14 protein-coding genes are annotated in these 14,302 nt (G+C 71.2%); 5 read left to right on the forward strand and 9 right to left on the reverse strand.

Features of this window, described 5'->3' with window-relative positions; translation table 11 throughout:
• Nucleotides 1–191 precede the first annotated feature (191 nt).
• Nucleotides 192–1,484, reverse strand: coding sequence for a UDP-glucose dehydrogenase family protein (locus OU416_RS10610; RefSeq protein ID WP_270926721.1), 1,293 nt, complete (start codon nt 1,482–1,484; stop codon nt 192–194).
• A gap of 154 nt (nt 1,485–1,638) precedes the next feature.
• Between OU416_RS10610 and OU416_RS10615 the strand changes: the two genes are divergently transcribed.
• The 3 genes from OU416_RS10615 to OU416_RS10625 all read left to right on the forward strand — a co-directional run bounded on the left by OU416_RS10615 (nt 1,639) and on the right by OU416_RS10625 (nt 3,829).
• On the forward strand, nt 1,639–2,595 hold the full coding sequence (locus OU416_RS10615; protein WP_270926722.1) for an aldo/keto reductase: 957 nt from the start codon (nt 1,639–1,641) through the stop codon (nt 2,593–2,595).
• Nucleotides 2,596–2,843: 248 nt separating this feature from the next.
• Nucleotides 2,844–2,966 (forward strand): hypothetical protein, encoded by a 123-nt coding sequence (locus OU416_RS10620; protein WP_270926723.1) that lies wholly within the window; start codon nt 2,844–2,846, stop codon nt 2,964–2,966.
• Nucleotides 2,967–3,070: 104 nt separating this feature from the next.
• On the forward strand, nt 3,071–3,829 hold the full coding sequence (locus tag OU416_RS10625; RefSeq protein WP_270926724.1) for an SDR family NAD(P)-dependent oxidoreductase: 759 nt from the start codon (nt 3,071–3,073) through the stop codon (nt 3,827–3,829).
• Between the two features lie 161 nt (nt 3,830–3,990).
• Here OU416_RS10625 and OU416_RS10630 read toward each other — a convergent pair whose 3' ends face one another.
• A complete protein-coding gene (locus tag OU416_RS10630) occupies nt 3,991–4,539 on the reverse strand; it encodes a hypothetical protein (RefSeq protein ID WP_270926725.1) in 549 nt (182 codons plus the stop codon).
• 379 nt (nt 4,540–4,918) lie between these two features.
• Here OU416_RS10630 and OU416_RS10635 point away from each other — a divergent pair, with 379 nt between their 5' ends.
• Entirely contained in the window at nt 4,919–5,965 is a 1,047-nt protein-coding gene (locus tag OU416_RS10635) for an NAD(P)-dependent alcohol dehydrogenase (RefSeq protein ID WP_270926726.1), read from the forward strand.
• A gap of 68 nt (nt 5,966–6,033) precedes the next feature.
• On the opposite strand, the gene OU416_RS10640 is transcribed toward OU416_RS10635, so the two are convergent.
• Nucleotides 6,034–7,665 carry a TM0106 family RecB-like putative nuclease gene (locus OU416_RS10640; protein WP_270926727.1) on the reverse strand — a complete coding sequence of 544 codons (1,632 nt, stop codon included), beginning with the start codon at nt 7,663–7,665 and terminating at the stop codon, nt 6,034–6,036.
• Between the two features lie 175 nt (nt 7,666–7,840).
• Between OU416_RS10640 and OU416_RS10645 the strand changes: the two genes are divergently transcribed.
• Nucleotides 7,841–8,392: a DUF6474 family protein gene (locus OU416_RS10645; RefSeq protein WP_270926728.1), complete on the forward strand. Its 552-nt coding sequence runs from the start codon at nt 7,841–7,843 to the stop codon at nt 8,390–8,392.
• A 41-nt stretch (nt 8,393–8,433) separates the two neighbouring features.
• Here OU416_RS10645 and OU416_RS10650 read toward each other — a convergent pair whose 3' ends face one another.
• The 6 genes from OU416_RS10650 to OU416_RS10675 form a co-directional block, all read right to left on the reverse strand.
• Entirely contained in the window at nt 8,434–9,576 is a 1,143-nt protein-coding gene (locus tag OU416_RS10650; RefSeq protein ID WP_270926729.1) for an NAD(P)/FAD-dependent oxidoreductase, read from the reverse strand.
• Nucleotides 9,577–9,643: 67 nt separating this feature from the next.
• Nucleotides 9,644–10,507: an RNA polymerase sigma factor SigJ gene (sigJ, locus tag OU416_RS10655; RefSeq protein WP_270926730.1), complete on the reverse strand. Its 864-nt coding sequence runs from the start codon at nt 10,505–10,507 to the stop codon at nt 9,644–9,646.
• A gap of 100 nt (nt 10,508–10,607) precedes the next feature.
• Nucleotides 10,608–11,606: a glycine betaine ABC transporter substrate-binding protein gene (locus OU416_RS10660; protein WP_270926731.1), complete on the reverse strand. Its 999-nt coding sequence runs from the start codon at nt 11,604–11,606 to the stop codon at nt 10,608–10,610.
• Nucleotides 11,603–12,370: an ABC transporter permease gene (locus OU416_RS10665; RefSeq protein WP_270926732.1), complete on the reverse strand. Its 768-nt coding sequence runs from the start codon at nt 12,368–12,370 to the stop codon at nt 11,603–11,605. The genes OU416_RS10660 and OU416_RS10665 overlap by 4 nt, the downstream gene beginning before the upstream one ends.
• Entirely contained in the window at nt 12,370–13,533 is a 1,164-nt protein-coding gene (locus OU416_RS10670) for an ABC transporter ATP-binding protein (RefSeq protein ID WP_270927167.1), read from the reverse strand. Before OU416_RS10670 ends, OU416_RS10665 begins: the two co-directional genes overlap by 1 nt.
• A 7-nt stretch (nt 13,534–13,540) precedes the next feature.
• Nucleotides 13,541–14,188 carry an ABC transporter permease gene (locus OU416_RS10675; RefSeq protein ID WP_270926733.1) on the reverse strand — a complete coding sequence of 216 codons (648 nt, stop codon included), beginning with the start codon at nt 14,186–14,188 and terminating at the stop codon, nt 13,541–13,543.
• Nucleotides 14,189–14,302 lie beyond the last annotated feature (114 nt).

Genomic DNA, 14,302 nt, shown 5'->3' on the forward strand with positions numbered 1-14,302 from the left:
CGCAGGCTTAGACAACCTCAGCGATAACAAGAACCCGCCCTGCATTTCAGCACCTGAACCCCACCCGTGATGATCTTGAGCCCATATCACAACCACCCAACCCAAGATCCAAAACAGCCTCTATAGCCCCTCAAAACACTCACGGGTCCTGACCAGGGAAAACGGAGCCGATGACGGTGCCGCGCGGTCTCTCAGCCGACCGGGGTCCGGCCGACTCCCCGCCAGCTCAGGCCCGCTCGGCGGAGGGCGTCGGGGTCCAGGTGGTTGCGGGTGTCCACGACCACCGGGGCTTCGAGCTCCTGGGCCACGCGGGTCCAGTCCAGGGTGCGGAACTCCTGCCACTCGGTCAGCAGCACCAGCGCCGCGGCGCCCTTCGCCGCCCGGTACGGGTCGTCGACCAGGGTCAGCGGCAGGCCCGGCTCGTCGCCGCGCAGGCCCGGGTCGAAGGCGACCAGCTCCGCGCCCCGCGCCGCCAGCAGCCGGGCCACCTCCAGCGCGGGCGAATCGCGCAGGTCGTCGGTGCCCGCCTTGAACGTCAGGCCCAGCAGCCCGAGCCGGACGCCGTCCAGCGAACCGCCGCAGGCGTCGACGACCTTGGCCACCATCCGCTCCCGCTGCCGCGCGTTGGCCGAGATGGTCGCCTGCAGCAGCGGGAAGTCGAACTCCACGGCCTCCGCGACCTGCAGCAGCGCCGCGGTGTCCTTCGGCAGGCAGGAGCCGCCCCAGCCCGGGCCGGGCTGCAGGAACGCCTGCCCGATGCGCCGGTCGTAGCCCATCCCCTCGGTCACGTCGGTGATGTCGGCGCCCAGCCGCTCGCAGAGCTCGGCGATCGCGTTCACGTAGGACAGCTTGGTCGCCAGGAAGCAGTTCGCCGCGTACTTCACCATCTCCGCGCTGGCCGCGTCGGTGAGCACCGTCGGCGCGCCGAGCCGCGCGTACAGCGCCGCCACCCGCTCGGCCGCGTCCTGGGTGTCCGAGCCGACCACGATCCGGTCCGGGTTGAGGAAGTCGTGCACCGCGGAACCCTCGCGCAGGAACTCGGGGTTGCTCACCACCGCGACGTCGGGACGCCCGACCAGCTCGCGCAGCCGCGCCGAGGTGCCCACCGGCACCGTCGACTTCGTCACCAGCACGCACCCGGTCGGCAGCACCTCGCGCACCTCGCGCGCCACCGACTCGACCACCGCGAGATCGGCCCCGCCGCCGGAACCCATGGGCGTCGGCACGCACAGGAACACCACTTCGGCGTCGGCCACCGCGCCTGCCGAGCCCAGCACGAACTCCAGCCGACCGGCCGCGATGCCCTCCTGCACCAGCTCGGCCAGCCCCGGTTCGTGGATCCGGACCTCACCGCGGGACAGCTGCGCGACCTTCTCCGCGTTGACGTCGCTGCACACCACGCGGTGACCCAGCGAAGCCAGGCACGCACCGGTGGTCAGCCCCACGTACCCGGTACCGACAACGACGATCCGACGGGCGAACACAGTCCCCACACCCCTTCACGCGCACGACCGGGCGGTCGCGACCCCCTTTCGGCATCGTGGCACATCGCCCGACGAGTGGAACCGACTTGGGCAAACGTTCACGCGCCGTACGTCCGGAGTGACGGGCAGGTGACCAGCCGTTTATGGTCACCGCGTGGAACAGCGACGCCTGGGCGAATCCGGTCTGGTGGTCAGCGCGGTCGGTCTCGGTTGCAACAACCTGGGCCGACCGGGCACGGCGACCGAGTCCCTGACCGGCGCGCGAGCAGTGGTGGACACCGCGCTCGACGCCGGCATCAGCTTCTTCGACGTGGCCGACGTGTACGGCTCGCCGCGCGGGCGCAGCGAGGAGCTGCTCGGGCAGGCGCTCTCCGGCCGCCGCGAGCACGCGATCATCGCGACCAAGTTCGGCATGGACATGCAGGGCGGCAACGGCCCGGACTTCACCGCGCGCGGCTCGCGCCGCTACGTGCGCCGGGCGGTGGAGTCCTCGCTGCGGCGGCTGGGCACCGACTGGATCGACCTGTACCAGCTGCACCGGCCGGACCGGCTGACACCGCTGGAGGAAACCCTCTCGGTGCTCGACGACCTGGTCCGCGAGGGCAAGATCCGCTACGTCGGGCACTGCAACCTGGCCGGCTGGCAGCTCGCCGACGCGTCCTGGCTGGCGTCCTCGGCCGCGCTGACCGGGCCGGTGTCCACGCAGAACCACTACTCGCTGCTGGCGCGCGAGGCCGAGCGCGAGGTCATCCCGGCCTGCAAGCGGTTCGGGGTCGGGCTGATCCCGTACTTCCCGCTGGCCAACGGGCTGCTGACCGGCAAGTACCGGAAGGACCAGGAGCCGCCGGCCGGCAGCAGGCTGGCCAACCGCAACCAGATGCTGATGGACGCGCCGTGGGAGCGCATCGAGCAGCTGCGGACCTTCGCCGAGCAGCGCGGCATCCCGATGACGTCGGTCGCGGTGGGCTGGCTGGCCGCGCAGCCGGTGGTCGGCTCGGTGATCAGCGGCGCGACGACGCCGGAGCAGGTGCAGGCCAACGCGGTGGCCGGGCAGTGGCGCCCCACCCAGGAGGACGTCGACGTCCTCAACGCCATCTGCCCACCGCTGTGACGCCGGGGTCACGCGACTGAAGTAATGAACGCTCTGTGATCACCCCTGTTCCGCGGCGTGCGGACGTCAATTTCGCGCGAAATTGACGTTCACCCGGGTGATGGTCAATTTCGCGCGAAATTGACGCGGCCGCCCCTGGAGCGGAGTGATTCCGGTCACGTTGGGTGATGGGGTTTTCGCTCGGACGGACCGGAGTTCTGCCCTGGTGGCAGACGCGGCGGTCGCGGTGAGCGGATCACGCTCTTCGCATGGAGCTCATCGGGTTCGCCGCACTGTTCATCGGCCTCGCGCTGCTGGCCGCGCTGCCCCTGGTGGCGCTGCTCAAGTTCGCCGAGGCGTTCTCCGGCGAGGAGGTGCGCCGCCATCGGTGACCGCCGCTTCGCCCCGTGCCCGTTCCGCGTCAGATGCTGGGCAAGGAAGTTCCCAGGTGTTAGACATGCCCGGGTACCAGCACCGGACGCAAAGGAACGAGCAGATGCAGATCACCGACACCGCGGCGATCGTCACCGGCGGGGCTTCCGGCCTTGGCGCGGCCACCGCCAGAGCACTCGCCGGGCGCGGCGCTCAGGTGTTCGCGGTGGACCTGCCGGACGCCGTGGGCAAGGCACCGGTGGTCGACGGCATCACCTACGCGGCCGCTGACGTCACCGACGCCGAGCAGGTGCAGACCGCGGTGGAGCAGGCCGCCGGCGCCGGGAACCCGCTGCGGATCGTGGTGAACTGCGCGGGCATCGGGCCCTCGGCACGCATCGTGGGCCGCCAGGGCGCGCACGACCTGGAGTTGTTCCGCAAGGTCATCGAGGTGAACCTGCTCGGCACCTTCAACGTGCTCCGGCTGGCCGCGGCGGCGATCCGCGAAACCGAGGCCGACCAGCAGGGACAGCGCGGCGTGGTGATCAACACCGCGTCGGTGGCGGCCTTCGACGGGCAGATCGGCCAGGCCGCCTACGCGGCGTCCAAAGGCGGGGTGGCGAGCCTGACGCTGCCCGCGGCGCGCGACCTGTCCTCGGCCGGGATCCGCGTCATGACCATCGCGCCCGGCATCATCGACACCCCGATGCTGGCCACCGTGAGCGAGGAGTACCGCCAGGGCCTGGCCGACGGCGTGCCGTTCCCGAAGCGCCTGGGCAGCCCGGAGGACTACGCGAAGCTCGCGCTGAACATCGTCGAGCACGACTACCTCAACGGCGAGGTCATCCGCATGGACGGCGCCCTCCGGATGGCACCCCGCTGACCAAGCGACCGTGAACGAGCGATCCCCCGGCCGAGCTGCCGGGGGATTCGCTCGTCCTGCAACGGTTCCAGCGCGTGGGGCCAGCAGAGGTCACCGACGCCGGACCGTGAACGCCGAGCTGGTCAAGGGGCCGGTCGTCCGCCCCGTCGGCCTGCTCCGATTCACTCGGCAACCCGGCGGACCTGTGGTTTCTTGTCCGGGATGCCCCACAGGTCCACGCCTTCAGGAGTGAGTTCGGTGTGCTCGTTCACCCGGATCATCAGGTTCCCGTCCGAAGGCTTTCGCGGACGGTACGCGAAACCACCCGTGCTGCTCACGCCTTCGGCAGGCGGAATTCCGGGGTCGAACTCGATCACCAGGTCCCCCTCTTCGAGGAATCGGTAGAACCCGAGCAACCGGGCGAGCTTGGCGTCGCTCATGCCCGCACCGCCGGTCGCCATGTATTCGGCGTGGTCCCTCAACCGGCGATTGGGGCTGGCGGGCTGGAACTTCTCTCCCGTCTTCCAGGGGTAGTGCTCCAGCACCCGCTCGCGCGGAGTCTTGGAGTAGTTTCCGGACGCAAGCTTGATCTGCGAAATCCGCTGTCTCGACACACCCGCGATCGCGGCGATCTCGTTCTGGGTGTACTTCTTGCCGGTCTTCGGGTTGATCTTCCGCTTGTACGACTCGATCTCGGCGGCTGTGATCGCCGAGCCCTTGGTGTTGGCCATGATCGGTGACGTCTCTCTACTTCGGGAGAGCGGCTCAGCGGGACGACGCAATCGTCTCTGGTCGAGCCAAGCGTCTCCATCGCATGATCTCTGCCCGTTCTATCCGTCCGGGATGGGAAAGACGTTTCACCCGCTGAGTGCCGTCTGCGCCACTCGGCCGACAGCGGGCGGTCAGCAGCTCAGCCGAGTCATCTCCGCTGGTCAAGACCCGTGAGCACTTTGCGGGGCTAGAGCACCACAAAACGCTCACGGACCACCTGCGGACGTATCGCCGTCACGAACCAGGTCCACCGGTCCTGCCCGGAACGGCCTTCCGGGCAGTGCGGCTGGGCGATTCGGCGCAAGATGGGCTCCGGTCGAAACGCGGAGGGAGCTCGCGATGGGGCAGGTCATGAAGGCCGTTCAGTACCAGCGGGTCGGGGAGAGCCCCGTGGTCGTGGAGGTGCCCAAGCCCGAACCCGGCCCCGGGCAGGTGCTGCTGCAGGTCACCGCAGCGGGCATGTGCCACTCCGACATCGGGGTGATGAGCTGGCCCGCGGACAGGCTGCCGTTCGAGCTGCCGCTCACGCTCGGGCACGAAGGCGTCGGAACCGTCGCGGCGCTCGGCCCCGGCGTGCGCGGGGTGTCCGAGGGCGAGTCCGTCGCGGTGTACGGGCCGTGGGGTTGCGGGGTGTGCCGGAACTGCGCGCAGGGCAAGGAGAACTACTGCACCCGAGCCGGTGAGCTGGGCATCCGGCCGCCGGGGCTGGGTGCGCCCGGCGCGATGGCCGAGTACCTGCTGGTCGACGACGTCCGGCACCTGGTCCCGCTGGACGGTTTGGACCCGGTGCAGGCCGCACCGCTGACCGACGCCGGGCTCACCCCGTACCACGCGATCAAGCGCTCGGTGCCGAAGCTGGTCGGCGGCAGCACCGCGGTCGTCATCGGCGCGGGCGGGCTCGGGCACCTGGCGGTGCAGATCCTGCGCGCCACCACCGGGGCCCGGGTGATCGCGCTCGACGTGGCCGACGACAAGCTGGAGCTGGCCCGGCAGGTGGGTGCGCACGACGTGGCCCGCTCCGACGAGTCGGCGCCGGAGCGCATCCGGGAGCTCACCGACGGACTCGGCGCGGACGTGGTGCTGGACTTCGTCGGCATCGCGCCCACGGTGAAGCTCGCCGCGCAGTCGGTGGCGATCGAGGGCGACATCACCATCGTCGGGATCGCCGGAGCTCCGCTGCCGGTCGGCTTCGGCCTGCTGCCGCACGAGGTCTCGGTGGCCGCGCCGTACTGGGGCAGCCGCTCGGAGCTGATCGAGGTGCTGGACCTAGCCCGGTCCGGCGCGCTGCACGCGCACGTGGAGACCTTCGGCCTGGACGAGACGCCGGAGGTCTACGAGCGCTTCCACGCGGGCGAGATCACCGGCCGCGCGGTCATCGTCCCGTAGCCGCGGGAAGTCGGCGCCGTCCGGTCAATTTCGTACGAAATTGACCACCCGCCCTCTCGACGCAGCGGTCAGAGGTCTTCGGCGAAGGGGATTTCGCGGACCTCGTCGGAGGTCATCCAGCGGCGGATCGTCCAGGTGGCCCGGACGTCGTCCTCGTTGTAGCGGAGGATCCGGTCGCGCTGGGACAGCTCGGGGGTGCCGCCGCCCAGGCCCACCGCGTCGCGGTACCAGCGCATCGAGTTCTCGCCGCTGGCCTCGGCGTCCCGCCAGCCGAACCCGGCGCTCGGCGCGATCACCTTCAGGCCCTTGCCGTTCGGGCACAGGAACTGCTCGCGCACCGAGGCGAACAGGTCGACCCACTCCGCGGAGCGGATGAACTCGCGCACCTCGGCCACCGACGGCACGCCGGGCTTGCCCGCGAAGCGCTGCGCGGAGGCCAGCATCCAGCGGTTCTCCGCCAGCTCGTTGTAGCAGTAGGCGCGGAAGGTCAGGCCGCGCTCGTAGGCCAGCCGGCGCACCGAGCAGAACCAGATCCAGAACTCGGCGAAGGAGCGGCCCTCGTCGTCGGACGGCAGCGGCTCCCAGCTGACGAACGCCCGGTAGCCCTGCTCCTGGCCGATGTCGGCGCCGGAGAGCCAGCAGCCCCACAGGTAGGCGCCGGAATCGCCGTAGCTCTCCATGTCCACGTCGACTTCCACGTCCGCCCGCGGCACCGACAGGTCGCGCACCCGGCGCACCAGCGGCAGGTCCTGCAGCCACGCCTTGGCGAGCAGGATCGCGTCGGTGTTGCGGACGCCCGTCAGCGGCAGCTCTTCGGCCCGCTCCAGCGGCATCTCGGCCAGCTCGTCCACTGTGGACACACCGAGGTCGCGCAGCGCGGTGGCGTCCTCGCCGCGCACGACCAGGCTGACGTCGCGCCGGTCGCGCAGCTGCTGCTCGCACACCGGCCACCACGGGCAGCCCTTGCACTCGTTGATCCGAGAGGGCTCCGCGAGCGGCTCGGCGCCTTCGGCGGCCGCGGTGGCCACCGCCAACCGGTCGCTGAACCGGGCGTCGTACTCGGCCAGCGCGGTGCGCCCGCCCGGCCAGTTCGGGGCCGCCAGGTCGTGCCAGACCACGACGTCGGCCTCCACGCCGATCACGCCGCCCTGATCGGCGGCCGCGCTCATCCCGCAGGCCTGCAGCAGCCGAACCGCGTGCGCCAGCCGGAGCTGGTCGCGGGGCTGCGCCCGCACCTTGCGGAGCCGGTCGGTCGAGGCCTCCTCGGGCAGCGGGCGCTCCACCGGGGACACCCGCGCGCCGCGCCCGGGATCGGTGATCTTGTGCCGCACCACGAGCACCGGCACGTACCCGTCGCCGCTGCGCACCAGCAGGTCGACCGTGCCGCGCCGCCCGCTGCCGGAGTCCGACGGCAGCTGTGCGGCGGAGATGTAGCGGATGCCCGCGCGCATCGCGTCCAGCGTGAGCTCCGCGCGGTCGACCGGAGCGCCGCGCGGGATCTCGGTCCAGTCCGGACCGTGCAGCCTGCTGAGCAGCTTCGCGACGGCGCGGCGGTGCTCGGCGGCGTCGGCGATCCGCTGCTCGATGCCCAGGTCCAGCGGAGCCTGCGGCTGGTCCTGCATCGACGGGTCGTTCTCCAGGTGCACGCGTCGACGGCAACGCGTCACCACGCTTGCGTCGAGCAGCACCTTCTCCTTCACGGGTGAAGCGTATGCCGTCGGCATGACAGGTGCGCCCATCACCCCGGCTACACGACCGAGCGTCGTCGTACGCTCCGCGCACGACCCGTCGCCGTCTGCTGTCGTGCGGGGCTGGTCGCGGTCTTAGGCTTTGCAGCGGCCGGGGCCACCGGCCGGACAGGGAGGTGACGGCCCGGTGAGGAAGCGCACGACCGCGAAGCGGACCCCGACCGAGTCCCGCAGGACGGCCAAGGCCGCGAAGAAGGCCGACAAGCGGGCGGCCAAGGCGATCAAGAAGGGCGAGCACGGGCGCATCACGCCGGGCAACGCCAAGAAGGCGATCGGCGTGGCCAAGGTGGTCGGCCCGGTGCTGCTGCCGTTCGCCGTCCGCGCGGTGTCGGCGCTGCGCAGCAGCTACGACCGGGCGCGGGCCCGGCACCTCGGGGTGCCGGTGGACGACCTCGGCACCTACACCGGCCACGGCGCGGCGCTGCACGCGCGCATCGCCGGCGACTCCGAGGCGTTGCGCGCGCTGCGCGAGCAGGCGGACGACGCCGAGGCGAGGCTGATGGCGGAGCGGTACGCGGAGCGGACGGGCGCGCGGCTGATGCAGCTGACGACGGCGGTGCGGGCGGCGGAGCGGATGCCCACGCAGCGCCGCCGGTCGGCGCACCGCGCGGTGGACGCGGAGCTGGGCCGGATCGAGGACGACCTGCTGACCCGCTTCGGCGTCCCGACCAGGAGATGACCCGGAGTGCGGTCCGCCGGGCGGGCGGACCGCACCGAGGATCACTGCGCAGCGGCCTCGCCGGGGAAGAAGGGCCGTTCGACGCGGATCTGGTCGGCAGCGGCCAGGATCTCCGCGGCGTCGTCGACCGGCGGGTGGATCGCCTGGTTGATCCGCTGCTTGACCGCCTTGCCCTCCGCACCCGCGAGCAGCACCTCGCGCTCCCAGCCCTTGGTGAAGAGCCCACCGGCGCCGCCCAGGTCGAGGCAGGTGACGTACGGGCCGACGGCGAACTCCCGCAGCGGCGTGCCGAGCAGGTCGGCCGCCGCGTTGTACCCGGCGACCTTGCCCATCGGGGTGGCGTGCTGGCACGCCTGCATGACGGTGCGCTCCGCGTCGTAGGCCGCCGCGGCGGTGTCCCCGGCGGCGAACACCTCCGGCAGGGCGCGCAGGTGGTGGTCCACCGGAACCCGCCCCAGCGGGTCCAGCCGGTCGCTGATCTGCCGGGTCAGTCCGCTGGCCCGCATCCCCACCGTCCACACCACCGCATCCGCCGCGACCTTCGTGCCGTCGGACAGGGCGGCGTAGCCGTCGCCGACCTCGGTCAGGGTCGTTTCGAGGCGGCGTTCGACACCGAGCTCGTCCAGCGCCGATTCGATCTGCGGGCGCGGGCCCGGGCCGAGCTGGTGCCCGACCGCGGCGGCCTGGTCCACCAGCACCACCCGCCCGCGGGCGGCCAGTTCGGTGGCGATCTCCAGGCCGGTGAAACCGGCGCCGACGACCACCGCGGAGAAGTCCTCGCGGTCGCGCAGGTGGTCGGCCAGCGCCTGCGCGCCGTCCGCGGTGTCGATGTCGAAGAGCCGCTCCGCTCCGGGCAGGCGTCCGGGGCGGACGACCTCGCTGCCCGCCGCCAGCACCAGCCGGTCGTAGCCGATCACGCGGCCATCGGCGAGAACCGTGCGCCGCTCGGTGTCGATCGTGCTGACCGAGGCGCGCAGGTGCTCGACGCCGATCGGGTCGAGAATCCTGCTGAGCTCCACCTTGGCCAGGCCCGGCTCCGGCTCGTACAGCCGTGGCCGCAGCACCATGTGCTCGCTCGGGCTGATGAGGGTGATGCGCAGGTCGGCTTCCCCGCGTGCCAGGGCCGCTCCCGCCGCGCTCCACACCCCGGCGAAACCTCCGCCGATGATCACAACTCGCGCCATCGTGGCGTCCTCTCCTGAAGCTCGCCCCCGGGAATCGGGGGGTCGGCAGGGAGACAGGACAGCGGGCTCAGATGTGACCGATGCGGGCGAGCTTCTCCGGGTTGACCAGTCGCCGGAACGCCGTGATCCGCCCGTCGGCGACCTCCGCGGTGTCGAGCCAGCACAGGACTCCGGCCTTGTAGGTCGCCATCGCCGGGAGGCCGTTGACCTCGACGATGCGGAAGGCGTCGGGGCGCCGCAGCCGGACCACGCGGATCACCAGCTGGGCGATCGTCTCGACGCCGAACACCGGCTGGCGCGAGGCGGGCACCTGGCCGCCGCCGTCGGCGAGGTAGACGGCCTCGGGGTGCAGCAGCCGGACGAGTTCGGCCAGGTCACCGCGGTCGGCGGCGGCCTTGAACGCCTTGAGCGCGCGTTCGGTCTCGGCCTTGGAGGCCCGGGGCCGCCCGTCGGCCGCGGCCACCTTCGCCCGGGCGCGGGAGGCGAGCTTGCGGCTGGCGGCGGGTGTCGCGCCGAGCACCTCGGCGACCTGGTCGAACGGGAAGTCGAAGACGTCGTGCAGGACCAGCGCGACGCGCTCGGAAGGGCTGAGCCGTTCCATGACCACCAGCATCGCGGTGCCCACCGACTCGTCCACCAGGACTTCTTCGGCGGCGTCCGGCCCGGTCAGCAGCGGTTCGGGAAGCCAGGTGCCGACGTAGGCCTCGCGCCGGACGCGCGCGGACTTCAGCACGTTGTAGGACGTCCGGGCGGCCACCGTGACCAGCCAGGCCCGGAGGTCCCGCACCTCGGACAGGTCCGCGGCGGTTGCCCGCAACCAGACGTCCTGGGTCACGTCCTCGGCCTCGGCGACGGTGCCGAGGATCCGGTAGGCCGCGCCGAACACGGCCGGGCGGTGGACCTCCCAGTCGGCAGGCACCGGGTTTCCCATCTCGATCTCCTCACGCCACCGGAACGATAGCGCGAGGCGAACAGGCGTGCGAACGACGACGGGCACCTGCCGATCGCAGGTGCCCGTCGAGTTCCGCCGGTCAGCGGCCGGGGATCGTCACGAAGCCCTTCTCCGCCATCCAGTCGCGGGCCACGTCGGCCGGGTCGCGGCCGTCGACGTCGACCTGGGCGTTGAGCCGGACCAGTTCCTCGTTGGTCAGCACCGCCGACACCGGCTCGAAGATCGCGGTGATCTGCGGGTAGCGCTCGAGCAGCTCGTCGCGGGTGGTGACGCCGATGTTGTAGCGCGGGAAGAACAGCTTGTCGTCCTCCAGCACCTTCAGGTCCAGCGCCTTGATCCGCCCGTCGGTGGTGAACACCTCGCCGAAGGTGCAGGTGCCGTTCGCCGTCGCCTGGTAGATGCTGCCCTCGGTCAGCGTCTTCACCTTCGACTTGTCCGCGGTGAAGCCGTACTCCTGCTCCACCCCGGGCATGCCGTCGTTGCGGTTGGCGAACTCGGTGTCCACGCAGAACGTGGCGTCCTCCGGGTGCTCGGCGACGACCCGCGAGATGTCCGACAGCTTCTCCACGCCCAGCCGCCGCGCCGCGTCCTGGTTGACCGCGAACGCGTAGGTGTTGTCCACGTTGTAGTCGATCGCGGTCCAGGCGACGCCGTTGCGCTCCAGGTCCTGCTTCGCGACCGCCTCGTACTGGGCGCGGGCGTCCGGGATCGGGTCGTTGTTGCCGTTGTAGCTGATCCAGGACGTGCCGGTGTAGTCCCACAGGATGTCGATCTGCCCGCTCTGCAGCGCGTTGCGGGCCGTGGACGAGCCCACGATGCTGCTCAGGTCCCGCACCTCGGCGCCACCGGCGGACAGCGCGAACTGCGCGATGTAGCCGAGCACGACCTGCTCGGTGAAGTTCTTCGACCCCACCGTGATCGTGACGCCCTCCAGCTCCGGCACCGGCCGGATCGAGCCGGGCTCCACCGCCAGCGGCACCGAGCTGCCGGAGCTCAGCCCGCAGCCGGACAGCAGCACCCCGGTCATCGCCAGCGAGGCCAGTTTCAGCGCGCCGCGGCGCGACGTTCGCAGCTTCATCGCAACCCCTTCGGCGACAGGTAGGTCTCGGCCAGCGCGCCCAGCCAGTCGACCAGCAGCGCCAGCGCCATGGCCAGCACCGAGCCGACGATCATGACCGTCCAGTCGTTGAGCTTGTAGCCGGTGTCGATCATCTCGCCGAGGCCGCCCGCCCCGACGAACAGCGCCAGCGTCGCGGTGCCCACGGCCAGCACCAGCGCGGTCCGCAGCCCGGCCAGGATGAACGGCACCGCCAGCGGCAGCTCGATGCGCAGCAGCACGCCGGCCCCGGACATGCCGATGCCGCGACCGGCGTCGATCAGCGACCGGTCCACCTGCTGCAGGCCGACGATGGTGTTGCGCAGCACCGGCAGCAGCGCGTAGAAGGCGATCGGCAGCACCGCGATCCAGAACCCGGTGGAGCCGCCGGTGAACAGGAAGAACAGCACCAGCAGACCGACCGCGGGCGCGGCCTGGCCGATGTTGGCGATGCCGATCACCAGCGGTGCGGCCCGGCGCGCCCACGGGCGGCTGAGCAGCACGCCCAGCGGCACCGCCACCACGATCACGATCAGCGCCACCGCGAAGCTCATCAGGAAGTGCGCCCAGGTCAGGCCGAGGATGTAAGGCGCGTTGATGCTGCGCGCGGTCACCTCGTCGTTGTCCTGGCCGAACGCCCAGACCAGCACCGCGGTGACCAGCACCACCACCGCGATCGGCTGCGCCAGCAGGCGCAACCGCTCCGCGGTGCGGGATCCGGAGTCCGAAGCGAACTGGCTGCTCATCACTCGTCCTCGGCCGGATCGTCGGCGTGCTCTTCGCGCAGCGCCTTGATGGTGTTCATCACCGTGTCGATGTCGACCACGCCGACGTACTCGCCGCGCGAACCGGTGACCACCGCGACGCCGTCGTCGTCGGTGAGGATCGCCTCCAGCGCGTCCTGCAGCGTGGAGGCGAGCGAGACGCTGTCCTCCACCGGCCGGCCCGCGCGGTCCAGCGACGACACCGCACCGGCTTCGCGGGCCGAGGCCCAGCGCAGCGGGCGGTTGCGCTTGTCCAGCACCAGGCCGATCGCACCGCGGCGGGTGCCCAGCTTCGCCTTGAGCGCCGACGGCGCCTCGTCCACCGTCGCGGTCGGCACCTGGCCGACCTCGATCTCGCGGACCCGCCGCAGGGTGAGCTGCTTGAGCGCGGCCCCGGCGCCGACGAACCCGGCGACGGTGTCGTCGGCCGGGTTGGCCAGGATCGCGTCCGGCGTGTCGTACTGCAGGATCTTGGAGCGCTCGCCGAGCACCGCGATCCGGTCGCCGAGCTTGACCGCCTCGTCGAAGTCGTGCGTGACGAACACGATCGTCTTGCCCAGGTCTGCCTGCAGGCGCATCAACTCGTCCTGCAGCACACCTCGGGTGATCGGGTCCACCGCGCCGAAGGGCTCGTCCATCAGCAGCACCGGCGGGTTGGCCGCCAGCGCCCGCGCCACGCCGACGCGCTGCTGCTGACCGCCGGAGAGCTGCCGCGGGAAGCGGTCGCGGTACTCCGCCGGGTCCAGGTTGACGAGGTCGAGCATCTCGTCGATCCGCTCGCCGATCCGCTTCTTGTCCCAGCCGACCAGGCCGGGCACCATGCCGACGTTCTCGCCGACGGTCATGTGCGGGAACAGACCGGCCTGCTGGATCGAGTAGCCGATCTCGCGACGCAGCTTGTCCGGGTCGAGGCCCAGCACGTCCTGCCCGCCGATGGTGATCTTGCCGGAGCTCGGTTCGATCAACCGGTTGATCATCCGCATGGTGGTGGTCTTGCCGCTGCCGGACGGGCCGACCAGCACCACGGTCTCCCCGGCGGGGATGGTCATGGTCACCGACTCGACGGCGGGCAGCTTCTGACCGGGGTAGCGCTTGGAGACCTCCTCCAGGCAGATCTCCACGCCGTGCCCGGTGGTCTGGTTCATCTTGTCGTCAGCCACGAATACCTCTCGAAGTCGTCAACCGCCCGATCAGCACGAAGACGGCGTCCAGCAGCAGCGCCAGGACGATCACGCCGACGGTGCCCGCGATGGCCATGTTCAGCGCGTTCGCGCCGCCGAGCTGGCCGAGGCCGCTGAAGATCAGGTTGCCCAGGCCGGGGCCCTTGGCGTAGGCGGCGATGGCCGCGATGCCCATCAGCATCTGGGTGCTCACCCGCATGCCCGCGAGGATCGCGGGCCAGGCCAGCCGCAGTTCGATGCGGGTCAGCACCCCGAACCGGCCCATGCCGATGCCGCGCGCCGCGTCCAGGATCGGCTGATCGACCGTGGACAGGCCGACGATGGTGTTGCGCACGATCGGCAGCAGCGCGTACAGCACGAGCGTGAGCACCGACGGCGCCACGCCCAGCCCCAGCACGGGGATGAGCAGGCCGAACAGCGCGAACGACGGAATGGTCAGGACAGCGCTGGAGAGCGCGGTGGCGATCGCCGCCCCGGCGGGGCTGCGGTAGACCGCAACCCCGACCAGGACGCCGACGATCGTCGCCAGCACGATGCACTGCAGCACCATGCTGGCGTGCTGGTAGGAGTCCACCAGCAGCGATTGCCACCTGGATGCGACGTAGTCCAGGAAGTTCACTCGTTACTCTTTCCCGCCCGCCGCGGGCTCGTCTCGACCGGGTCGTCCGGTCGTCCTACTACTGCTGTCGACACGGATTTCGGCGCCGAGCGAGCGGCGCCCCCTCCTCTCGGA

This window comes from Saccharopolyspora indica, assembly GCF_027853965.1.
GTDB classification, from domain to species: domain Bacteria; phylum Actinomycetota; class Actinomycetes; order Mycobacteriales; family Pseudonocardiaceae; genus Saccharopolyspora; species Saccharopolyspora indica.